At 72.0% G+C, this 20,507-nt stretch carries 20 protein-coding genes; 11 read left to right on the forward strand and 9 right to left on the reverse strand.

The window, feature by feature from the left end; translation table 11 throughout:
- Positions 1-318: 318 nt before the first annotated feature.
- The 5 genes from NX801_RS09695 (at position 319) to NX801_RS09715 (ending at position 3,960) form a co-directional block, all read left to right on the forward strand.
- Positions 319-1,104, forward strand: a complete 786-nt coding sequence (locus tag NX801_RS09695; protein WP_258786881.1) for an aminotransferase class IV family protein — start codon at positions 319-321, stop codon at positions 1,102-1,104.
- A gap of 42 nt (positions 1,105-1,146) precedes the next feature.
- Positions 1,147-2,031, forward strand: coding sequence for a formylglycine-generating enzyme family protein (locus tag NX801_RS09700; RefSeq protein WP_258786882.1), 885 nt, complete (start codon positions 1,147-1,149; stop codon positions 2,029-2,031).
- Between the two features lie 137 nt (positions 2,032-2,168).
- Positions 2,169-2,735, forward strand: coding sequence for a GNAT family N-acetyltransferase (locus NX801_RS09705; RefSeq protein ID WP_258786883.1), 567 nt, complete (start codon positions 2,169-2,171; stop codon positions 2,733-2,735).
- A gap of 180 nt (positions 2,736-2,915) precedes the next feature.
- A complete protein-coding gene (locus tag NX801_RS09710; RefSeq protein WP_258786884.1) occupies positions 2,916-3,470 on the forward strand; it encodes a GNAT family N-acetyltransferase in 555 nt (184 codons plus the stop codon).
- Between the two features lie 133 nt (positions 3,471-3,603).
- The gene (locus NX801_RS09715) at positions 3,604-3,960 is read left to right on the forward strand and encodes a hypothetical protein (RefSeq protein ID WP_258786885.1); all 357 of its coding nucleotides are present in this window, start codon (positions 3,604-3,606) and stop codon (positions 3,958-3,960) included.
- 552 nt (positions 3,961-4,512) lie between these two features.
- On the opposite strand, the gene NX801_RS09720 is transcribed toward NX801_RS09715, so the two are convergent.
- Positions 4,513-5,367 (reverse strand): ABC transporter permease, encoded by an 855-nt coding sequence (locus tag NX801_RS09720; RefSeq protein WP_258786886.1) that lies wholly within the window; start codon positions 5,365-5,367, stop codon positions 4,513-4,515.
- Positions 5,364-6,314, reverse strand: coding sequence for an ATP-binding cassette domain-containing protein (locus NX801_RS09725; protein WP_258786887.1), 951 nt, complete (start codon positions 6,312-6,314; stop codon positions 5,364-5,366). The genes NX801_RS09720 and NX801_RS09725 overlap by 4 nt, the downstream gene beginning before the upstream one ends.
- A gap of 129 nt (positions 6,315-6,443) precedes the next feature.
- On the opposite strand from NX801_RS09725, the gene NX801_RS09730 reads away from it, so the two are divergent.
- Positions 6,444-7,280 (forward strand): TetR/AcrR family transcriptional regulator, encoded by an 837-nt coding sequence (locus NX801_RS09730; protein ID WP_258786888.1) that lies wholly within the window; start codon positions 6,444-6,446, stop codon positions 7,278-7,280.
- A 189-nt stretch (positions 7,281-7,469) separates the two neighbouring features.
- Here NX801_RS09730 and NX801_RS09735 read toward each other — a convergent pair whose 3' ends face one another.
- Positions 7,470-8,033: a TetR/AcrR family transcriptional regulator gene (locus tag NX801_RS09735; protein WP_258786889.1), complete on the reverse strand. Its 564-nt coding sequence runs from the start codon at positions 8,031-8,033 to the stop codon at positions 7,470-7,472.
- Positions 8,034-8,122: 89 nt separating this feature from the next.
- Between NX801_RS09735 and NX801_RS09740 the strand changes: the two genes are divergently transcribed.
- Positions 8,123-10,381, forward strand: coding sequence for an alpha/beta fold hydrolase (locus tag NX801_RS09740; protein WP_258786891.1), 2,259 nt, complete (start codon positions 8,123-8,125; stop codon positions 10,379-10,381).
- 432 nt (positions 10,382-10,813) lie between these two features.
- On the opposite strand, the gene NX801_RS09745 is transcribed toward NX801_RS09740, so the two are convergent.
- Entirely contained in the window at positions 10,814-11,920 is a 1,107-nt protein-coding gene (locus tag NX801_RS09745; RefSeq protein ID WP_258786893.1) for a WD40 repeat domain-containing protein, read from the reverse strand.
- Between the two features lie 68 nt (positions 11,921-11,988).
- Between NX801_RS09745 and NX801_RS09750 the strand changes: the two genes are divergently transcribed.
- The gene (locus tag NX801_RS09750; protein WP_258786894.1) at positions 11,989-12,672 is read left to right on the forward strand and encodes a GDSL-type esterase/lipase family protein; all 684 of its coding nucleotides are present in this window, start codon (positions 11,989-11,991) and stop codon (positions 12,670-12,672) included.
- A 77-nt stretch (positions 12,673-12,749) separates the two neighbouring features.
- On the opposite strand, the gene NX801_RS09755 is transcribed toward NX801_RS09750, so the two are convergent.
- A complete protein-coding gene (locus NX801_RS09755) occupies positions 12,750-13,586 on the reverse strand; it encodes a LysR family transcriptional regulator (protein ID WP_258786895.1) in 837 nt (278 codons plus the stop codon).
- 394 nt (positions 13,587-13,980) lie between these two features.
- Between NX801_RS09755 and NX801_RS09760 the strand changes: the two genes are divergently transcribed.
- A complete protein-coding gene (locus NX801_RS09760) occupies positions 13,981-14,676 on the forward strand; it encodes an SDR family NAD(P)-dependent oxidoreductase (RefSeq protein WP_258786896.1) in 696 nt (231 codons plus the stop codon).
- A 119-nt stretch (positions 14,677-14,795) separates the two neighbouring features.
- On the opposite strand, the gene NX801_RS09765 is transcribed toward NX801_RS09760, so the two are convergent.
- The 3 genes from NX801_RS09765 to NX801_RS09775 all read right to left on the reverse strand — a co-directional run bounded on the left by NX801_RS09765 (position 14,796) and on the right by NX801_RS09775 (position 17,190).
- Positions 14,796-15,965: a methyltransferase domain-containing protein gene (locus NX801_RS09765; protein WP_258786897.1), complete on the reverse strand. Its 1,170-nt coding sequence runs from the start codon at positions 15,963-15,965 to the stop codon at positions 14,796-14,798.
- A 350-nt stretch (positions 15,966-16,315) separates the two neighbouring features.
- On the reverse strand, positions 16,316-16,966 hold the full coding sequence (locus NX801_RS09770; protein WP_258786898.1) for a hypothetical protein: 651 nt from the start codon (positions 16,964-16,966) through the stop codon (positions 16,316-16,318).
- Positions 16,963-17,190 (reverse strand): hypothetical protein, encoded by a 228-nt coding sequence (locus NX801_RS09775; RefSeq protein WP_258786899.1) that lies wholly within the window; start codon positions 17,188-17,190, stop codon positions 16,963-16,965. The genes NX801_RS09770 and NX801_RS09775 overlap by 4 nt, the downstream gene beginning before the upstream one ends.
- 294 nt (positions 17,191-17,484) lie before the next feature.
- Between NX801_RS09775 and NX801_RS09780 the strand changes: the two genes are divergently transcribed.
- Both NX801_RS09780 and NX801_RS09785 read left to right on the forward strand, forming a co-directional pair.
- Positions 17,485-17,964 (forward strand): Uma2 family endonuclease, encoded by a 480-nt coding sequence (locus tag NX801_RS09780; RefSeq protein ID WP_309505811.1) that lies wholly within the window; start codon positions 17,485-17,487, stop codon positions 17,962-17,964.
- Between the two features lie 164 nt (positions 17,965-18,128).
- Positions 18,129-19,118 (forward strand): aldo/keto reductase, encoded by a 990-nt coding sequence (locus NX801_RS09785; RefSeq protein WP_258786900.1) that lies wholly within the window; start codon positions 18,129-18,131, stop codon positions 19,116-19,118.
- An 811-nt stretch (positions 19,119-19,929) separates the two neighbouring features.
- Here the strand turns inward: NX801_RS09785 and thpR are convergent.
- Positions 19,930-20,505 (reverse strand): RNA 2',3'-cyclic phosphodiesterase, encoded by a 576-nt coding sequence (gene thpR / locus NX801_RS09795; RefSeq protein ID WP_258786901.1) that lies wholly within the window; start codon positions 20,503-20,505, stop codon positions 19,930-19,932.
- Positions 20,506-20,507: the final 2 nt, after the last annotated feature.

The following is a 20,507-nucleotide window of genomic DNA, read 5'->3' on the forward strand; positions in this document are numbered from 1 at the left end:
GCGACCAAGCGCATCGGCGCGTCCTGGCATCACTGCTGTCCTGTATGGCCGCCGTTTGACACCCAATGGCGATGGGTGTCGCGAAAGTGCGCGGCGACAGGTCGTACGTGCAGGTCTTGGGCATGCGGGGTCTCCAGTGACGAGGAGCACAGGAGGGACCACTTGGGCGCGCCTCCAAGGCGATCACCTTGTGTGTCCGGCTGGTGACCAGAGAACACCCACAGGGAAGGGCAGTGGAAGGAAGTAGCGATGAAGTTGACTCGTCAGTAACGCCCGTCAGGCATCGATGTGCCCGTCTGTCCTGACATGCTGTCGGGCATGGCCACATTGAACGGAAGGCCCGCCACAGCTGAGGACTTGCTGCCTCTGGCACTGACGAGCCTGGGACACTTCACGTCCATGCGCGTGGACGCTGAACGCCGTGTACGGGGTCTGTCCATGCATCTGGAGCGCCTGGTACGGGACTGCGAGGTGGTCTGGGGAGCCACCCTGGACCCCGACTGCGTTCTCACCCACATTCGTCTCGCCCTGGAAGGTCGGGACGACGTACCGTGCACGATCCGGGTGACGGTCTACGACCCCGCCGTGAACATGGGGCGCCCGGTGGACGCGGTTGAGCCCGCCGTCCTGGTGACCGTGCGCCCGGCCGGTGAGCTGTCACCCCCGCCCATGCGCGTTCGCAGTGTCCGGTACGAACGCGACCTGCCACTGGTGAAGCACACCGGTCTCTTCGGTTCCCTGCACATCCGCCGTACCGCCCAGGCAACCGGCTATGACGACGCGTTGTTCATCGGGCCCGACGACCGGGTCAGCGAGGGCGTCACCTGGAACATCGGCTTCATCGATCAGAACGACTCCGTCGTGTGGCCCCAGGCCCCGGTCCTGCCCGGAGTGACCATGGCTCTGCTCCAGCAGCACGCTGCCCACCAGGTCACGCCCATCACGCTCGACGAAGCCAAGGGCATGAAGGCCGCGTTCGCCACCAATGTCTCCGTCGGCGTCCGAGCCATCTCCGCCATCGACCACACCCCCCTGGCCATAGAGCACCCCGTGCTCACGACCCTGCGCGACGCCTACCGCGCCATCCCCGGCGACACTATCTAGGCGGGCGGCATGTCAGGAGTGCCCCGATGGACCGGTCGAGAAGTGGCTCTTTTACGCGCGGCCATGCGCAAGAGCGGCAGAGACTTCGCCGCCCTGGTAGGCGTCAGCCAACGCCAGGTCGTCACCTGGGAACACCGGGGCGCCGGCATCCGGCTGCGCCCCGGTAACCAGGAGGCCCTCGACACCCTCCTCGCCCGCGCCGGTATCCCCGCGCAGCAGCGCTTCGCCGCGCTGCTCACCGAGACGGCCGCCGCTGACCACGACGCACGGACGGAACAGTTGCTGCGCCGCGACCCGCGCACCATCCGGCACTCCGGGGACGGCAAGCTGATGGTCCCCGTCGAAGAGGGCATCTACCTCGCAGGTCCCCAGAATCGAGCCACATGGATCGCCAGCTTCCTGATCGACGTCCATCCCACGACGAACCTCGACTACGCACGCTTCGTCCATGCCACCGGCCACCGCACTCCGCCCCACTGGCCCGATGGACAATGCCCCGAGGGCCTGGGCGGGCATCCCGTCGTCTGGGTGACATGGCACGACGCCACTGCATACGCCCACTGGTGCGGCAAAACCCTCCCCACCGCACAGCAGTGGGAGAAGGCGGCACGTGGAACGAAGGGACGCACCTACCCCTGGGGCAACGAGCCTACCGCCGCCAAATGCAACACCGCTGAGGCCGGGATAGACACCACCACGCCCGTCACCCGCTACCAGAGCGGGATCAGCCCCTATGGGGTCTTCGACCTGTGCGGCAACGTCTGGGAGTGGTGCTCCAGCCCAGGAGCTGACGGACCTGGCCGGTACGAGCTGAAGGGTTCCGCCTTCACCAGTCCCTTCGAACGCGCCACCCCCTCGCTGCGCAACACCGCGAGCGCCGACATGCTCGACGACGACACCGGGTTCCGTTGCACCATCCCAGGGTGATGCAAAGGCAGTTCGACGCTCGGGCCTGCCTGTACGGCCGCCGGTGCGCGGCAGCTGCGGGAGGAGATCGACTCCTTCCCACCGCAGCGGCCGGCCCTGCTGGCGGGGCGCCGCAACTGACCCGGTACGGTGCGCTCGTGAACCCGGTATCGCGTAGGGGCCCCCGTCTGCGGCTCCGTGAACTCCGGCAGGGTGACACCGACGCCGTCCTCGCGATCTACGGGAGCGACGAGGCGACCGCCCACCTCTCGTTCGGGCCGCGCACCCGTGAACAGGTGCGCGGCATCGTGCAGCGGTCGCTTGCCGCTGCTCGGGAGAACCCCCGCAGCGAGTACGCCCTGGCTGTCATCGGCCCAGTGCATGGGGACCCAGGGCACGGGTTGATCGGCTTCGCCCGGTTGGCTTCCGATCCGCATCAGCCACGGGCGGCGACCATGGGCTTCGCTCTCCGCCCGGACGTCTGGGGGCGCGGGTACGGACTCGAAACCGTGCACCTGCTGCTGGGCCTGGCCTTCGCGCAACTGGACCTGCATCGCGTCTGGGGTGCCCGGGCACCCGACAACATCGCCTCCGCGCGCACCATGAGCGCGGCCGGGATGGTGGAAGAAGGCACCATTCGCGAGCACATCAACAAGAACGGCCGATGGCGGGACTCCGTCGTTCACGCCATCCTGGAGCGGGAGTGGCAAGCGCCCGTCTTCTGACGAATGCTCCCGCGTCGGTCCTTCGGCTCCCCGCACAGCCGCGCCATCGAGGCAAAAGTCCTTACGCAGTCCCCGCTTGAGCTGTTGGCCGGCTTCAGCGGGGGGGGCGAGCACGGTGGGTGGAACGCGCTGTGCGAGGGAATGGACAAATGGTCACACCGAGCGAAGGGGGCACCCTCAGTGACGGCGGAGATCGACCACTACGACGTGGCCCGGCTGGGCGAGATCAGAGAGCACATCCTCGCTATCCATGCCGAGGTCCGGCACCGGGACTTCGGATTGACCGGGGACTTCTACTCCGTCGCCCGGTTCGACGAGCGCCTGAGCACATACGCCTCGCGCCCTGGATGGACCGCCGCACTCGCCCGGGAGGGCGGTGAACCGGTGGGATTCTGCTTCGGTATGACACTCGGCGCTGACACTCGCTGGTGGAGGCCAATGATCACTGAGCTCCCACCGGAGGCCGTCCGCGAAGACGGAGAGCGCACCGTGGCCCTCAACGAGATCGTCGTCCGCAAGCCCTGGCGCGGGCGCGGGGTGGCCCGGCAGATCCACGAGGCGTGGCTGTCGTGTCGCCGCGAGGAGCGGGTCACCCTGTTGGTCAACCCCTCCGCCGGCGACGGCGCCGTGCAGGCCGTGTACGAGGCGTGGGGCTATCGAAAGCTGCGGGAACAGCAACCGTTTCCCGACTCTCCGGTGTTCGCCGCGATGGTCCGGCCCGTGCGGCAGCCCTGATCCCAACGCCCGACTGACGCGGCTTCGGCCCCGGCCTGCCTGCCCTCTGGTCACTGGGCCCGTCCTCAGGGATATTTGACGACCACTCTCATCTCCTTCTCCCCGCTTCCCGCTACCGCACCGGGAGTGCTCAATGGCTGACTCCTACCGTGGCCTGATCCTCGACTTCGGTGGTGACCCGACCACACGCATGCGCCTCAACGGCCAGGTGTTCGAGGAGCCCGAGGGGCTGGCGCCCGGGGCGCACTTCCGCGTCCTCGTTGGAAACCCCGAGAGGGTGGCCGTCTACTCCGCCCTTGAGGTGGGCGAGGTCACCGAGGCCACCCAGGAGAACTGGAACCCGGTCGTCGGCGGCATCCTCGGCATCGACCCCGCCACGACGGCCCAGCTCCTCATTTCCCCGTTCCTCGACTCGCTCGCCAACTGGCGGCGAGGGACTCGGCGCAAGCACGGAGTGAGAGCAAATGGGGTGCTTTCTCACGCAGTTTGATGCCAAGAAGCATTGTGAGCCGGTAAACGAAAACCGGCGCACTTGCTAGCATCGCTGCAGCTCAGCAAGTGTCGTCCCCGTACGCACGGGGGTGTTCCGGCGGAGCATCTGCCGCCCCTCCCCACCGGCCCGTCGTCCCCGTACGCACGGGGGTGTTCCTGCGTCTACTACCTCCCGGTGCTCCCGGGGGTGGTCGTCCCCGTACGCACGGGGGTGGTCCGAGGCCCGCATGGCGATGTTCACGGACCTAGTGGTCATCCCCGTACGCACGGGGGTGGTCCGAGCAGGCCGAGTCCTTCGATCTCCTCATCGGTGTCGTCCCCGCACGCGCGGGGTGGCGGGCCAGCACCCGGTTCGGGCGCGGAGCTGTGCCGGCCTCGTACTGGCTCGGCCCCGGGGGCGGGCCAGGACGTGGTGGCTCCGGCGGGCCGGGGTGGTCGGGTTTTGAGAATCGGGCTGATTGAGTGGGGCGGGGCGGGGTAGCCGGGAGGCATCCCCCCTCTCGGGTGGGCCCCGCACTCCCCCCCTGTGCCGGGCCCACCCGCCCCCTCCTCAGCGGCTCAGCCGCTGGTAGCGGCGGATGGCGAGTGGCAGGAAGACGGCTGTGATCGCCAGCGGCCACACCACCGCCATCAGCGGCGCGTGCTCCTGGACCCAACTGCCGTCGCTGCCGATCTCGTTGCCGAACAGGCTTCGGGCCGCGCCGGCGGTGGCGGAGAGCGGGTTCCAGGCGGCCACCGTGCCCAGCCAGCCGGGCATGGTGCTGGGCGCGGCGAAGACGCTGGAGACCATGGTGAGCGGGAAGGCCACCACGAAGAGCCCGCCGGCCGCCTCGGGGTTGGGCACCAGCAGCCCGAGCCAGACACCGACCCAGGTCAGGGCGAACCGCAGGAGGAGCAGCACCCCGAAGGCGCCGGCCGCCCCCGCGACCCCGCTCTCCGCGCGCCAGCCCATCGCGAGGGCGGTGGCCAGCAGGATGGACAGCTCGGCGCAGGCCACGATGAGGTCGGTCAGCCCGCGCCCGGTGACGACGGCCGACGGGGCCATGGGCATGGACCGGAAGCGGTCGATGACGCCCTTGCTCTGATCGTGCACCACGGCGGTGGCCGTGTGCATGAAGCCGAAGCTCATGGTCATCACGAACATGCCGGGGAGGAGGTAGTTCCGGTAGTCGGCCGCCTCGCCGCCGCCGGGCGGCCTCATGGCGCCGCCCAGCACATAGCCGTACAGCAGCACCGAGACGATCGGGAAGCCGAGCTGCCAGGCGATGAGGACCGGCTTGCGGCGGTAGTGGGTGAGGACCCGGCGGACGACGGTCCAGCTGTCGGCCAGGGCCCAGTACAGCCTGCCGCGCCCGGTCGGTGTCGATGCGGACGATGCGGACGATGCGGTTGCGGTGGTGCTCATACGGTGACGGCCTCCCGCCCGGTCAGGCGCAGGAAGACGTCGTCCAGACTGGGTCTGCGCAACCCGACGTCCTCGACGGCGACTCGCTTGTCGTGCAAGGCCCGGACCACCTCGGAGAGCGCGGACACCCGGTCGCGGACCGGGGCGTGCACCCGGCGCGCCGCCTCGTCCACGCGCGGCTCACCGAGACAGACCCGGGCGACGACCCCGGCGACCGCCGGCAGGTCGGCGGCCTCGACCGGCACGACCTCGATCCGGTCGCCGCCGACCCGGTTCTTGAGCGCCTCGGGGGTGTCGTCCGCGATGGCCCGGCCCCGGTCCACCACCGTGATGCGCGAGGCCAACTGGTCCGCCTCGTCCAGATACTGGGTGGTGAGCAGGACCGTCGTACCCGCTGCCACCAGGTCCCGGACGGACTGCCACACCTCGCCCCGGGCGCGTGGGTCGAGCCCGGTCGTCGGCTCGTCCAGGAAGAGCACCCGGGGAGAAAGGATCATGGAAGCGGCCAGGTCGAGCCGGCGCCGCATGCCGCCGCTGTAGCTCTCGACACCCCGGTCGGCCGCCTCGGTCAGCCGGAACCGCTCCAGCAGCTCGACCGCCCGGCTCCGGGCCGACCGGCCGCCCAGATGGAACAGGCGGCCGAACATCTCCAGGTTCTGCCGGCCGGTGAGCTGGTCGTCCACCGCCGCGTACTGCCCGGTGAGCCCGATGAGGCCCCGCACCCGCCGGGGTTCGCGCGCCACATCGACCCCGGCGACCTCGGCGCGCCCGCCGTCGAACCGGAGCAGGGTCGCCAGCACCCGCACCGCCGTGGACTTGCCCGCTCCGTTGGGCCCGAGCAGTCCGTGCACGGTGCCGGGCCGCACCGCCAGGTCCAGCCCGTCCAGGGCGCGCTTCTCGCCGTATCTCTTCTCCAGGCCCTCGGCCCGTACCGCCCAGTCGTGCATGTCCTCGCCCCCTCGGAGACAGCGGTCAGCCGGCATACGGCGATGCCCCGATCACTGAGTACGCCGTACGCTGTTTCGCCGCAGAGTACACCGTACTCAGTCTCGCTGTCACGGTTTAATCTGTTCGGCATGAACGGCAGCGGTGGCGGCGACAGGGCGACCCCGAAGGCCCCCGGGGGCGACAAGGGCGGTGGCGGGGACATCACCCGCAGCCTGGAGCTCCTCTGGGGTACCGCCGAGCGGCCCACCCGGGGCCCCAAGCGCGGGCTGACCCTGGAGCGGATCGTCACCGCCGCCGTCGAGGTCGCGGACGCCGAGGGACTGGAGGCGGTCTCGATGCGCCGCCTCTCCGCCGAGCTGGGCGTCGGCACCATGTCGCTCTACCGGTACGTCCCCGGCAAGGCCGAACTGCTGGACCTGATGCTCGACCACCTCCAGACGCCGCCGCCCGACGCTCCCCGGCCGGCCGACGGCGACTGGCGGGCCGCCGTCGAGCTGATGGCCCGCGCCGAACTCGCCCTCCTGCGGCGCCACCCCTGGCTGCTGAAGGTCAACGAGGCCCGGACCGTGCTGGGCCCCGGCACGCTCCGGAGCTTCGAGGCGTCACTGCGCGGACTGCGGGGCATGGGGCTGAGCGACCCGGAGACCATCTCCGTCGTGATCTCCGTCCATGCCTTCGTCTCCGGCATCGCCCGGCTGGAGGCCGACACCGCGGCGGCCGTCCGGGAGTCCGGGATGGCGATCGACCAGTTCTGGAAGCGGCAGGAACCGTTCCTCGTCCAGGCCATGGAGAGCGGGGAGTTCCCGACGATGGCCGGGCTCTCCGAGGACTCCTTCTCGTACGAGTTCGACCACTTCGAGTTCGGTCTCGCCGCCCTGCTGCGCGGGGTCGAGGCGCAGGTCGCCGCGCGCGACCGGCAGTCCACCGGCGGCGAGGACCGGCAAGCCGCGCCCAAGAGGTCCTGACAGAGGCCCTGACGGAGATCCTGACAAAGGCGGCGTGCCGCGCCCGAACAGCCGGCGGCGCGCCCGAACAGCCGGCGGCGCGGTCGTACAAGGCGTGCCTCGCGATCCTTGTCCCCGGTCCGGCCCGTGGTGGCGTTCAGCGGGACGGCGGCGGCACCAGGGCACCCCGGACGAGCCCCCGACACCGGCTCAGCGGACCATGGCCAGTACGTCGCGGACCAGCCGTCGTGCGTACTCGTGATCGACGCGCAGTGCGAAGACGACGTGGTGATAGAGCGGCGCGATGACGTGGTCGAGGATCTGCGAGGCCGTCGGCGTCGGCTCTCCGCGTTCGCGGGCGCGGCGTACCATCTCCGCCGCCTGGTCGCGGCGGGTCTCCGTGACCGGACAGTGCGAGACGGCCTCGACGCGGGCCGCCAGCATCGCGCGCAGGTAGCGGACCCGCTCGGGGCGGGTGATGTCGCGGGCGATGATGTCCGCCCACTCCGTCAGGTCCCGCTCAAGCGATCCGGTGTCGGGTGCCGACTCCCCGTCTCGCGTCAGTGCGGCTACCGCGACTTCCTCGAGGAGTGCGTTGACGTTGCTCCAACGTCGGTACAGCGTCGTCGGGTTGACCCCGGCCCGCTCCGCGATGACGGGAAAGGTGATCTTGTCGGCGCCCTCGCCCATGAGTTCGCCGACCGACGCGTGGATCGCGGCCAGGACCCGTCCGCTCCGCCCTCCGGGGCGACGCGCAGCTGCGTGAGAAGGCACATGACCACCCTACGCAAAGTCCTTTGCTTTTACCAGGCCGTGCTCTACCGTGATTAAAGCAAAGATCATTGCTTTATGACGGAGGTCCTGTGCTCAACCGTCCAGTCTCCTTCTTCGTCGCCGGGGCCACCGGCGCCGCGACGCTGACGGCCGCCTCCGCGCCGTCGCCGCTGTATCCGATCTATCAGCGCCTCTGGGGCTTCTCCGCGTTCACGCTGACGGTCGTCTTCGCCGTCTACGTCTTCGCGTTGCTCGCCGCCCTGCTGACCGTCGGCTCGCTCTCCGACCGGGTGGGCCGACGGCCGGTCGCTTCCGGAGCCCTGATGCTTCTCGCGCTGGGCATGCTGCTCTTCGCGATCGCCGGAGGCTCCGGGGGCCTCATGGCCGCGCGTATCGTGCAGGGCTTCGCCGTGGGCGCCGCCGCCGGCACCACTACCGCCATGATCATGGACTCCGCGCCGAACCCGCGGTTCGGGTCGATCGTCAGCAGCGCGGTCCCCGCGCTGGGAATAGCGATCGGGACGATCCTCGCCGGCACCCTGGTGGAGTTCGCGCCCCGCCCTCGCCAACTCGTCTTCTGGATCCTCGCCGCCGCCTATCTGGTACTCGCGGCGCTCGTATGGCTGGTTCCCGAACGCGCTCGCCCCGAGCCGGTGACGCGAGCATCGATCCGGCAGGCGCTTCTGCCGAGCGCCGGGCTTCCCCGGGGCACACGGCCGGCCTTCTTCGTACTGGTTCCGTCGATCGGCGCGACATGGGCGCTCGCCGGCCTGTACCTGTCGCTCGGGTCGTCGATACTCGGCACCGTCCTCGGCGTGCGCAGTCACTTCGTCGTGGGCATCGTGCTCGGGGTGTTCTTCGCCGCGGGGACGGCGGGCACCGTCGTCTCGGCAGCCCTGCCGCCGCGACTGCGCGAGTGGTTCGGCTACGGCGCTCTCACCGCCGGCGTGCTGGTCACGATCGCGGCGCTGCTGATGGGTGCGCCGGCGCTCTACGTCGCGGGATCGGCAGTCGCGGGACTCGGCTTCGGCGCGGCGTTCCGGTTCGCCGTGAACGCGCTCGGCGAGGCCGCGCCGGCCGCCCGGCGAGGGCAGGTGTACGCGACGATGTACCTCGTCAGCTACCTCGCGTTCAGCGTGCCGGCGCTCGCGGCCGGGCTTGCCGTCGAACGGTTCGGGCTCAAGCCGACAGCCGTCGCGTACGGGGTGTCGGACATCGCGCTGGTTCTGGTCGCGACGGCCGCCGGGATCGTCCGGGCGAGCCGGCGGGCCGGCGAGAACGGGCTTCGGCCGGACGCGTCCCCGGCGTTGGCATCGCGCACGTTCGGCACGCCTCGGCAGACAACGCACTACCTCGAGTGCGGGCCGGCCGACGGGCCGCTGATGATCTTTCTCCACGGCTGGCCGGGCATCGGTCTGCTGTGGCGCGCCCAGATGGACGCGTTCGCCGCCGATGGCTGGCACTGTGTCGCTCCTGACCTGCGCGGCTACGGCGGATCTTCCGCCCCGGCGGCCAACGACGCCTACACCGTCAGCGAAGTCGTGGCCGACATGGCGGAACTCCATGACCACCTCGGCGGCGAGACCGCGATCTGGGTCGGCCACGACTGGGGCAGCGCCGTGGCCGGTGCGCTGGCCGCGCACGAGCCCGCGCGCTGCCGTGGCGTCGTGCTGACGTCGTGGGCGTATTTTCCCGACGCGACCAGCCTGGCCACCCTCGTGCCGCTGGTCGACCGAACGGTCTATCCGGCAGACCGGTATCCGGATGGCCAATGGGACTACTACCGTTACTACACGACGCATTTCGAGGCGGCCGTCACCGACCTCGACGCAGACCAGGCGGCGACGCTGGCCTCGGTCTACCGGCCTGGCAGCCCCGCCGCGACCGGCGAGGTCTCGCCGGCAGCGACGGTCACGCGCGACGGCGGCCGTTTCGGCGCCGCGCACCGCGCCGCGCCGACTCCGGCCGACCCGGGCCTCTGGCCACCGGCGGACTTCGACGTGCTGGTCCGGGCGTTCACGGCGCGCGGCTTCCGCGGCCCCTCCGCGTGGTACACGAACGATGACGCCAACATCGCCTACGCGCGCGAGGCACCCCACGGTGGCCGCTTGTCGCAGCCGGTGCTGTTCGTCAACGGCGAGTGGGACGCGATCTGCAACATCACGGGAAACCGCCAGGGCGACCCCATGCGTGCGGCCTGCTCGGACCTCACGGTCACGCGTCTGCCCGCCGGGCACTGGCTGCCGCTGGAACGCAAGGCGGAGCACGTCCAGGCCATCCGCACCTGGCTCCGGAGCAAGAACCTCGACGCGGCAGTGCGCGAGGGATCATCCGGCCCGAGGTCGTAGCGGCGGCCCCGGACGCCGGCCTCGTTCCGCGCGGCCGGTCGCCGCCCGCAGGTCGTGCCCGAGCGACTCCCCGCTCTTGCGGCAGGTACTCCCACTGGATGCCCGTGTGCGGGCACTGGATGCCCGTGTGCGGGACGAACAGGATCCCGCACAACGTCTGCCGATCCGGGACCCGCGATCCGCCCTCGACCGATTTCGGACCCGGCACGGGCGGCAACGGCTCGATGAGCGACCGCAGTTCGTCCGAGACGATCCGAGGCCGCGCCATCCCCTTCCCCGCGACGCGACGCGACGCGACAAGACCGACGACCGACCGAGCCGGCAGCCACCTGATCGACAGCTTCTGTCAGGGCTTCCGAGCCGGACCGGCGGCGCCCGCGCTCAGCCCCTGCCGGCGGCGCCCGCGCTCAGCCCCTGCCGGTGGAGCCGCGCTCAGCCCTGCCGGCGGCGCCTGCGTGTGGTGAACCAGACGGCGGCTGCGCCCGCCAGGACCAGGGCGCCGATCGTGGCGCTCCCCTTCCCCGTACCGCCGCCGTCCCCGCCCCCGGCCGAGCTCCCGGACGGGCCGGAGGCGGACGCGGAGGGAGCGCCGGACGCCCCCGGAGCCGTACCGTCTCCCTCGCGCCGCCCCTCCCGCTCCACGGCGGTGACGCCGCTGCCCGCGCCCTCGGAGCCGAAGAGGTACGCCGAGCCGTCCGGGGTGTACGTCACCGACTCCGACTGCCGCTGGAACGGCGCCGGGACCGGCTTCTCGGCGCCCGGCCGGCCGTCCTTCCAGGCGTACGCCCGCGCGCTGAAGTAGCTGCGCAGCACCAGTTCCGTACCGTCCGGGGAGAACGCGCCGTCGGTGACCCAGGGCACCTCCCCGATCCGCCGGAAGACGTTCTTGCCACCCGTCGACAGCCGCTCGGGGCCCTCGTAGAGCCCGCCGCCGTCCTCGTTCTTGGAGGCGATGTAGACCCGGCCGGTCTTCGGGTGCACCATCAGCGCCTCGGCGTTCCGGGGGCCGTCGGCGTAGACCACCGTGAACTGGGTGGCGTTCACCGTCTGGTCGCGCAGCTCGCGGGGCTCCGGGAAGCGGTAGATCCACACATGGGGCCAGCTGCCGTTGCGGTTGTCCCCGATGTCCCCGACGTAGACGTCGCCGTCCGGGCCCACCGAGATCGCCTCCATGTCCCGGGGGGTGCCGATGCCGCGCAGGGTGACCGTGGCGACCGTCCGGCCGGTGCGCCCGTCGACCGCGAAGACCCGGGGGCCGTCCTGGTCGTTGTGGGTCCAGTAGACCCCGGGGTGCGCCCGGCTGGCGGCGAGGCCGCTGGACTCGGTGATGCGCGGGTCCCGGAGGGTGAATCCCCCGTCGCCGTCGTCCGCCGCGGCCGGCCCGGCCGGGAGCAGCACGGAGAGGGGGAGGAGTACGGGGGCGAGGGCGAGCAGCAGGGCGGCGGGCAGGGCCCGGAGGCGGGCCGGACGCGGGGCCCGGTCCCGGGCCGGGCCCCGGACCCGACCCCGGCTCTCCGGGACGGTACGCAGCGGACGCATGGTCCCAGTGTCCATGGTCACACCGCTCGCCTCCCGGCCGGTGGCCCCGGTCGGGGATGATGGCCGACATGCGTTTCCTGTTCGTCGGTGACTCCATGACCATCGGGCGCGCCGGCGACTACACCTGGCGCTACCGCATGTGGCAGCACCTCAACGCCACCTTCGGCGGCCCCTACCGGATCGTCGGCCCGCGCTCCGAGCTGTACGACCCGGCCGCCGGCGCCCCGGTCTCCGACGCGTACGCCGACCCCGCCTTCCCCGACAAGGCGCGCAAGCACCTGGCGGGCTGGGGCGAGGGCTGGCAGCACATGGCGCCGCTGATCGGCCCCGCGGTCACCCGCACCAAGGCCGATGTGCTGCTGGTGTCGCTGGGCCTGATCGACCTGGGCTTCTACACCAACAGCGACCAGACCGCCGGGAACGTCCGCGCCTTCCTCGCCGGGGCCCGTGCCGCCAACCCGTCCGTCCGGGCGGTGCTGCTGCCGGTGATCCCCAACTCCCGCGCCCTGGCCGACGCCCCCTTCGCCGCCGAGTGCGCCCGCTTCAACGACCTGCTCGCCAAGGCCGTCGCCGACCTGGACACCCCGGCCTCCCCGCTGCTGCTCGCCTCGCCCCCGGAGGCGTACGACCTGCGCGCCGACACCTACGACGGCACCCACCCGAGCCCGTCCGGCGAACACAAGCTGGCCGCCGCCTTCGCCACCGCGATGCACCAGGCCTGGGGGCTGGGCGGGGCGTACGAGGGCCGCTGAGGCGACGCGGCGGGGCCCGCCGGGGCCCTGATGGACGCGGGGGATCACGCGGTCCTGGGGCCGTTTCAGCCCCTGTTTCAGCCCTGCCCGGTCGCCGCGCCGGCGGAGAGCCCGCGCAGGGTGGGGGTGGCGATCTCCAGGAAGGCCGGTACGAGATCCGCGCGGCCGTCCTCCGGCACCGCCAGGCACGTCTCCTCCGGCCGGAGGTCGGTGACCGGCAGATAGACCAGGTCGGGGCGGGAGTACCAGCCCACGACGCTGACGGGGACGAGCGCGATGCCCTGCCCGGAGGCGATGGCCTCGAACTTCTCCTCGGCGGAGAACGTCCGCCGCTTTCTGATGTCGAGCATCGGCTCGCCGTCCAGGTCGGCCGAGGTGAGCGAGTCACGGCCGGCCAGCGGATGCGTCACCGGCAGACACGCCACCTTGGTCTCGTGTCCGATGGGCACGGTCCGCAGACCCGAGTCGTCGAACGGGCGCCTGACGTAGCCGACATGCGCCCGGCCGTCGCGGAGCGGCGCGTCCTGTTCCCACCAGCGGAGCGGGAAGAGATCGATCCCGACCTCCGGATGGCGGGCCGTGAAGGCCCGTATCGCGTCGGACACCCGCAGACCGGGCGCGAAGGCGACGACGAGCCGCTGCTCACCCCGCTCGGCCTCGTGCACCCGCCGCAGGGCCGTGTCCACCACCGAGGTGATCAGTCGCGCCTCGTCGTACAGCTGCCGCCCGGCGGCGGTCAGTTCGACACTGCGGGTGGTCCGGGTGAAGAGCGGGCACCCCAACTCCTGTTCGAACGCCCGGATCTGGCGGCTCAGGACCGGCTGGGTGATGAACAACGCCTGTGCCGCCCGGCCGAATTGCCGGTGCTCGGCGACCGCGACGAAGTAGCGGAGCTTGCGCAGATCCAGGTCCATGCCCGGACGGTATCAATGCGGCCGGAAGGGTCGGAAAGGGTATTGGACGCCCGGCCGGACCACTCGGAAACTTGAACCGGGCGACCCGGACAGGTCGGATGACCCGGTCGATACGGACGACTTGGGTGTTCCGAATCATGCGGCCGTACCGGACGACCCGCGTGCTCCGGACGCCCGGACGGCCGGTCGCACGCCCGGAGCGAGGACCCCGGAAACGGCCGTGGACGACGCTCGCGCCGGCCCCGACCGCTTCGACCCGTCCAGCCCACCCGGCCACCGACCACCCGACCGCCCGAAGCCGGGCAGACCACCCGGCCCACGACCATCCGGCCGCCCGAAACCGGGCAGACCACCCGGCCGCCCGGCCACCCGATCCACGAAGGACCCGGACCACATGACTGACACCCGCGAGACCGCTCTCGTCGTCGGGGCCTCCCGCACCCTCGGCCTCGGCATCGCCGCCGAGTACCTCCGCCGGGACTGGGACGTCATCGGCACCGTGCGCGGCAGCCGGCGCACCGGCCTCCACGACCTGGCCGAGACCTCCGGCGGACGGCTGACCGTCGAGTCGCTGGAGATGACCGAGCCCGAGCAGATCTCAGCCCTGCGCGACCGGCTGGCCGGGCGCACCCTCGACCTGCTCTTCGTCAGCGCCGCCATCACGCGCGGCGACCTGCCGATCGGTGAGGTGCCGACGGACATGTTCACCGAGGTGATGGTCACCAACGCGCTCAGCCCGATGCGCGTCGTGGAGACCCTCCGCTCGCTGGTCGCGCCGGACGGAACCATCGGCGTCATGTCCTCCGACCAGGGGAGCATCACCCACAACACCCGGGGCGGACAGGACCTGTACCGGGCCAGCAAGTCCGCGCTGAACCAGCTGATGCGCTGCTACGCCGCGCGCAACGCCGAGGACCCGCGGGCCCTGCTGCTGATGGACCCGGGCTGGGTGCGCACCGAACTCGGCGGTCCGTACGCCGAGCTGAGCGTGGAGGAGTCCGTTCCCGGGGTGGTGGAGACCATGGAGAACCACCGGGGGAAGCCCGGTCTCCACTTCGTCGACCACCAGGGCCAGGTCGTGCCCTGGTAGCCACCACACCCGTTCCCGGTCCGCGCCCCTTCCCGGGCACGCACCCCTCCCGGGTCCGCGCCCCTTCCCGGGTGCGCGTCCGGCCCCGGGTCCACTGCCGGTCCTGCCCGGGAACGGACCTAACCCGTCACCGGGACCGGGCGGTCCGGGGTGTCGAGCCAGGGGACGTGGCCTCCGCCCGGGTGGACGGTCAGGCCGAAGCGCCCGGGTCCGGGCTCACCGGCGCCGCGCCACCAGTGGTACGCGGCCACCACCTCGTCCCACAGCCGACGGACCCCGAACTGGCGTACGGCGTACCGCCCTTCCCCGCCCCCGTTGTCGTCCACGGCGGCCCAGGAGGTGGCGTCGGTGGTGGCCAGCCAGAGCCGGAGGGCCGGCCCGTCCTCGTCCCAGACGTGCCGGACGTCCCGGGCCTGGAGGCCGACGGCGAACCGGGCGCTCCACTCGTCCCCCGTGACCGCCCAGGGTGAGAGCCTGGTGAACGACCGTTCGGCCGCGCCCTCCTGACGTACCAGGTTCCGTAAATCCATGCCATAGGACCGCTGTTGGGCCAGCGGCGCGCAGACCGCGTCCGGCGCGAACCAGCCGGAGGCGAGCCCGTGGCCGTCCACGGTGAGCCGCAACAGCCCGTAGTCGAACCAGGGTGAACTCCAGGGCGTGAGAACGATCCCGCCCGGCTTCGTCTGCTCGATCCAGGCGTACGGCACCCGGCGCACCGAGCAGGTGGCGACGACCCGCCGGTAGGGGGCGTTGCGGGGGTGGCCGACGGCCCCGTCCCCGAAGATCACCTCCACGTCCTGGCCGTTCTCCCGCAGCTTCTCCGCCGCCCGCACGGCCAGCAGCGGGTCCACCTCGACACTGGTCACGTTCTCCGCGCCGACCCGCTGGGCGAGGAGTGCGGCGTTCCAGCCCGTGCCGGTGCCGATCTCCAGCACCTGGTGACCGTCGCGTACGTCCAGCATGTCGAGCATCCGGAAGGCGACGGACGGCGCCGGGACCGAGGAGGAGGCCCACCGCACCTCCCCGGCTCCCGGCTCGTCGCCGCCGTTGAGCTGGGTGATCGCGGGCTCGTCCCCGTACGCCGCCCAGAACCACCGCTCCGGGTCGGTGGACCGGTCGATCGGAGTGAGGTCCGGGCCCTGGTGGATCAGGTCCGGCAGGAACCGTTCCCGGGGTACGGTCCAGAACACTTTGTCCCAGGCGGGTTCCAGGGGCTTGCCGAGGTCGTGGGTGATCTCGCGCGACAGGGCGCGCAGGGCGGTCTGCCGGGCCGCTTCGCTGTGGTTCATGGTCGTGCGTCAGCCTTCGTCGGTGGCTCGATGGTCGTTCGGTAGAGCGGCTCGGCCTCCGTTCGCTCGGGAAGGTCAATTGCCGCCTCTCCGCATCCACTTCGGCCCCGGAGGCGGAAGAGGGTGCACCGGGCGCCGTATTTTTACGGCCGGCCGGCGTCCTCACGCGCCCCGCTCCCCGGCCGCCCGGTACACCTGCCGCTCCCCCGGCCGGGCGGATCAGCGGGCCGGCCCAAGGCGCGGACCGGCCCGACCTGCCGGCCTGGCAGCGAGAGACCGACGCCGACATCTTCGAGGCGATCGCGCAGGCATGACGGCCCCAGTGGGGCGGGCCCGGTAGGTCGGGCCGCTCACCAGTGGGTGAGGTCCACCAGGCGGGAGCAGTGCGGGTCCGCGGGGTCCACCGTCGCGCGTTCCTCCTCGGTGAGCAGGGCCGGCAGGGCCGCCAGCAGGGCGGTGACGGCACCGAAGAGGCCCACGTCCGCCGCGACCACGCCGGGGACATCCTGCGCGTCGAGGTAGAGGCGCAGCCGGTCCTCCCCCAGGAAGAGGAAGCCGAGCAGACGGGGGTCCGGCTGTTCCTCGGTATAGGGGTGGACGAGGGTCCGGAGGATCGTCAGGGCGTTGTCGTCGCGGGTGAGCGGAGCCGGCCTCAGCGTGGCGGGGTCGATCCGGACGAGGGTCATGCCCAGCACGACGCTGACCCGGTCGCTGGGATGAATGTGCGTGCTCGCGCCCAGGGCGCGGAGCAGGCCGATGACGTCGTACCCCGTCAGAGCCTCGTCGTCACCCGTGTGGAGAGGGATCTCGTAGGCCGTGCAACCGTCCGGGGCGTGGGCGCCCGGGGGCCCCACGACGACGCGGACGGCATCGGCGGCGGCCGGGGCGGGCAGGACGCCCCGGAGGCACAGGTCACCGGAGAGGGGCGCCTGGATGTGGCGCAGCAGCAGGCGGGTGATGTCCGCCTGCCGCCTGGTGATCTCTTCACACATACTGCTCACTCGTTGATCCAGTTGGGGCACTTGTTCATGCCCTTGCAGTAGGCAGTGATGACGCCGATCTTCTGGCCGGGGCCGGCATCGTACTTCCCGTCAGACGTCTTGCGCGCGTACTGCGCGATGACGATGATCTTCACTTGACGCCCGCCGCTGATGGCATAGCCCCAGTACTCCAGGCGGGCACCGCTCACCTTGTCCGGCTTGCCGTTGAGGGGGCCGTTGACCACCTTGCACTTCTTGATGTTGTGCTTGCCCGGGCCTTGTTCCAGTAGGGCGCTGCTTGCGCAGACGCGGCGGGGCAGATCAGGAGGGACGCTACACCGAGGGCTGTCACGGACAGCGTTGCGACCTTCTTCATGCCGGGACCATGACGCACACCCAAGGCGTCTGTCCCGCCCTTTCGCAGTCGACATCCCTTTTCGGCCACAGGGCCCACAGCAGCCGGTCCAACCGTGTCGGAGGGGCGTGAGGGGCCGTTGGGGGGGTGAAGGGTCGCGGGCGGGTGCCGGAGGGGTGGACGCATGGAGGGTGACGAGGACGATCAGCGGATGCTGGACTCCCTGTTCGAGATGGTGGAGGCAGTGCCCGAGTTCAGTCGTTACCGGGTGGACGTGGTGGAGGGGGCCGTACTGATGTCGCCGCAGGCAGAGGGGCACCGGGAGATCCTGCTGAGTGTCGTCGAGCAGTTGCGCGGCGTCCATCCGAGGCAGCGCCTGCTGTCGAATGTGCGGATCGGCTTTCCGGGGCGACTGAACGGCTCCTGCCCGGACGCCGCCCAGTTGCGGGCGGAGGAGAAGGCGGAGGGGCCGGAGGAGAAGAAGGACACGAGGGGTCGGGGCCGGTACGAAAGGGTGGAGTTCGTGGTGGAAGTGGCCTCGGAGGGTACCGCTGCCCGTGACTACGGGCTCAAGAAGGACGTGTGCGCCCGGGCAGGCGTGCCTGGGTATCTGATCGTCGACCCGGGGCCGGGGCCGCTCCCATCTGGCCACGCGACCGAGTGAGGGAGCGTACGGGGTGCGGACGACCGTCGACTTCGGCGAGCCGGTCGACCTCACCGGTACGCCCGCCGGGATCACGCTCGACACCGGCGACTTCCCCCGGGACTGAGGGGCGGCGCGGCGGGGGCTCTTGCTTGGAGCGGGCTCGAAGGGCTTGGCTGGCGGGCATGGAGTACACGCAGCTCGGACGTACCGGACTCAAGGTCAGCCGACTCGTCCTCGGCACCATGAACTTCGGCCCGCAGACCGATGAGGCGGACAGCCACGCGATCATGGACGCGGCGCTGGACGCGGGCCTCAACTTCTTCGACACGGCGAACGCCTACGGCTGGGGCGCCCGGAAGGGCTGGACCGAGGAGATCATCGGCTCCTGGTTCGCCAAGGGCGGGGACCGGCGGGACAAGGTGGTGCTGGCCACCAAGGGGTACGCCTCGATGGCGCCGGACGGGGAGTGGTGGCCCAACCACGACAAGCTCTCGGCCGTGAACATCAGGCGCTCGGTGGAGGCCAGCCTCAGGCGGCTGGGCACCGACCACATCGACCTGTACCAGTTCCACCACGTGGACCGGAAGACGCCGTTCGAGGAGATCTGGCAGGCGGTCGACGTCCTGGTGCAGCAGGGCAAGATCCTGTACGCCGGCTCGTCCAACTTCCCCGGCTACAAGATCGCTCAGGCCAATGAGCTGGCCGCCCGGCGCGGGAGCCTCGGACTGGTCAGCGAGCAGTGCCTCTACAACCTGGCCGAGCGGCGCGCCGAGATGGAGGTGCTGCCGGCCGCCCGGGAGTACGGCCTGGGCGTCATCCCCTGGTCGCCGCTGCACGGCGGACTGCTGGGCGGGGTGATCAAGAAGGAGCACGAGGGCAAGCGCCGGGCCTCGGGCCGCTCGGCGGACGCGCTGGCCAACACGGCCGTGCGGGAGAAGGTCCAGGCGTACGAGGACCTGCTCGACAAGCACGGCCTCCAGCCCGGCGAGGTGGCGCTCGCCTGGCTGCTCACCCGGCCGGGCGTGACCGGGCCGATCGTGGGGCCGCGGACGGCCGAGCAGCTCGGCTCGGCGCTCCGGGCGGCGGAGCTGGAGCTGAGCGACGAGGTGCTGTCCGGGCTGGACGCGATCTTCCCGGGTCCCGGTCCCTCGCCGGAGGCCTTCGCCTGGTAGGGGCCCCGGGCCCTGACAGGGGGCGGTGGGGGCTGGGGGCTTGGCCTGGCGGGGGCCTCGGCCTCGTGGGGGCCTCGGCCCGGTGGGGGCCTCGGCCCGGTGGGCAGACCCGGGGGAGACAGGCGGGACGGGCGCCCGGAGGGGGGAGGGAGTGGCCGGGCGCCCGTCTTGGAGAGGTACGGACCGGGCGGCCCGGGCGTTCACGCACACGGCCCCGGGGTTCACCGGCGCCGGGCCACCCGGGGGCTCACGGCCTGAGCGGTCCGGGAGCCACGGCCGGGGCCGGCCACCTGGGCGGTCATCCGGAGGCCGGTCGGGCCACCCGGGGCTCATGGCCAGAGCGGCCCCGGGGTTCACCGGCGCCGGGCCACCCGGGGGCTCACGGCCTGAGCGGCCCCGGGGGCTGGCGGTCGGCGCCGGGCCACCCGGGCGGTCATCCGGAGGCCGGTCGGGCCACCCGGGGCTCATGGCCGGGCCACCCGGGGGCTCACGGCCTGAGCGGTCCGGGAGCCACGGCCGGGGCCGGCCACCTGGGCGGTCATCCGGAGGCCGGTCGGGCCACCCGGGGCTCATGGCCGGAGCGGCCCCGGGGTTCACCGGCGCCGGGCCACCCGGGGGCTCGCGGCCTGAGCGGCCCCGGGGGCTCACGGTCGGCGCCGGGCCACCCGGGCGGTCGGGGGAGGCAGACGGGCGGGCCGGCGGCCCCGGCCGGCGGTCAGTTGAACGCGGCGGCCACGGCGATGATCACGAACATCAGGACGAGCACGACCGCCATGACGCGGTTACGGGTTTTCGGGTCCACCGTCCGAGGTTAACCGGCGCCGCCGAGCGGCCAGGAACCGACCGCCTCGTAGCGCGGCCGGGCACCCGGCACGCCCGGGGCCGGCGGGTTGCTCCGGACCAGGACCAGCTCGGCCACCCGCCAGGGCGTACCCGCGAAGGCGGTCAGCTCCTCGGCGTACGGGCGGAGGTCGACGTCCACCCGGCTGCGGGCGAGCGTCAGGTGGGCCTGGTAGCGGCGGGGCTCCGCCATCGGGACGCCCGCCCGCCGGGCCGCGGCCTCCGCCCGGCCGGCCAGCACCCGGAGCGCGTCCACCCCGCCGGAGGCACCCGCCCAGAGCACCCGCCGGCCGAACCGCCCGCCCCCGTGCACGGCCAGCGGAAAGGGCGCGGTGCGGTGGGCGGCCCGGCCCAGCCGCTCGCCCAGCTCCGGGAGCAGCCGTTCCTCCACCTCGCCCATGAAGGCCAGCGTGTAGTGCCGGCCGGGCGGCCCGGTCCAGCGCAGCGCCTCCGCTCCGGGCAGCTCCCGGGCGCGGAGGCGCTCCACCTCGGCGGACAGCTCGGCCAGGGCCTCCGGCGGCGGCAGCACGGCCGCGAAGAGCCGCACGG

Origin of the sequence: Streptomyces pyxinae, from assembly GCF_024756275.1 — a bacterium.
Taxonomy (GTDB): Bacteria; Actinomycetota; Actinomycetes; order Streptomycetales; family Streptomycetaceae; genus Streptomyces; species Streptomyces pyxinae.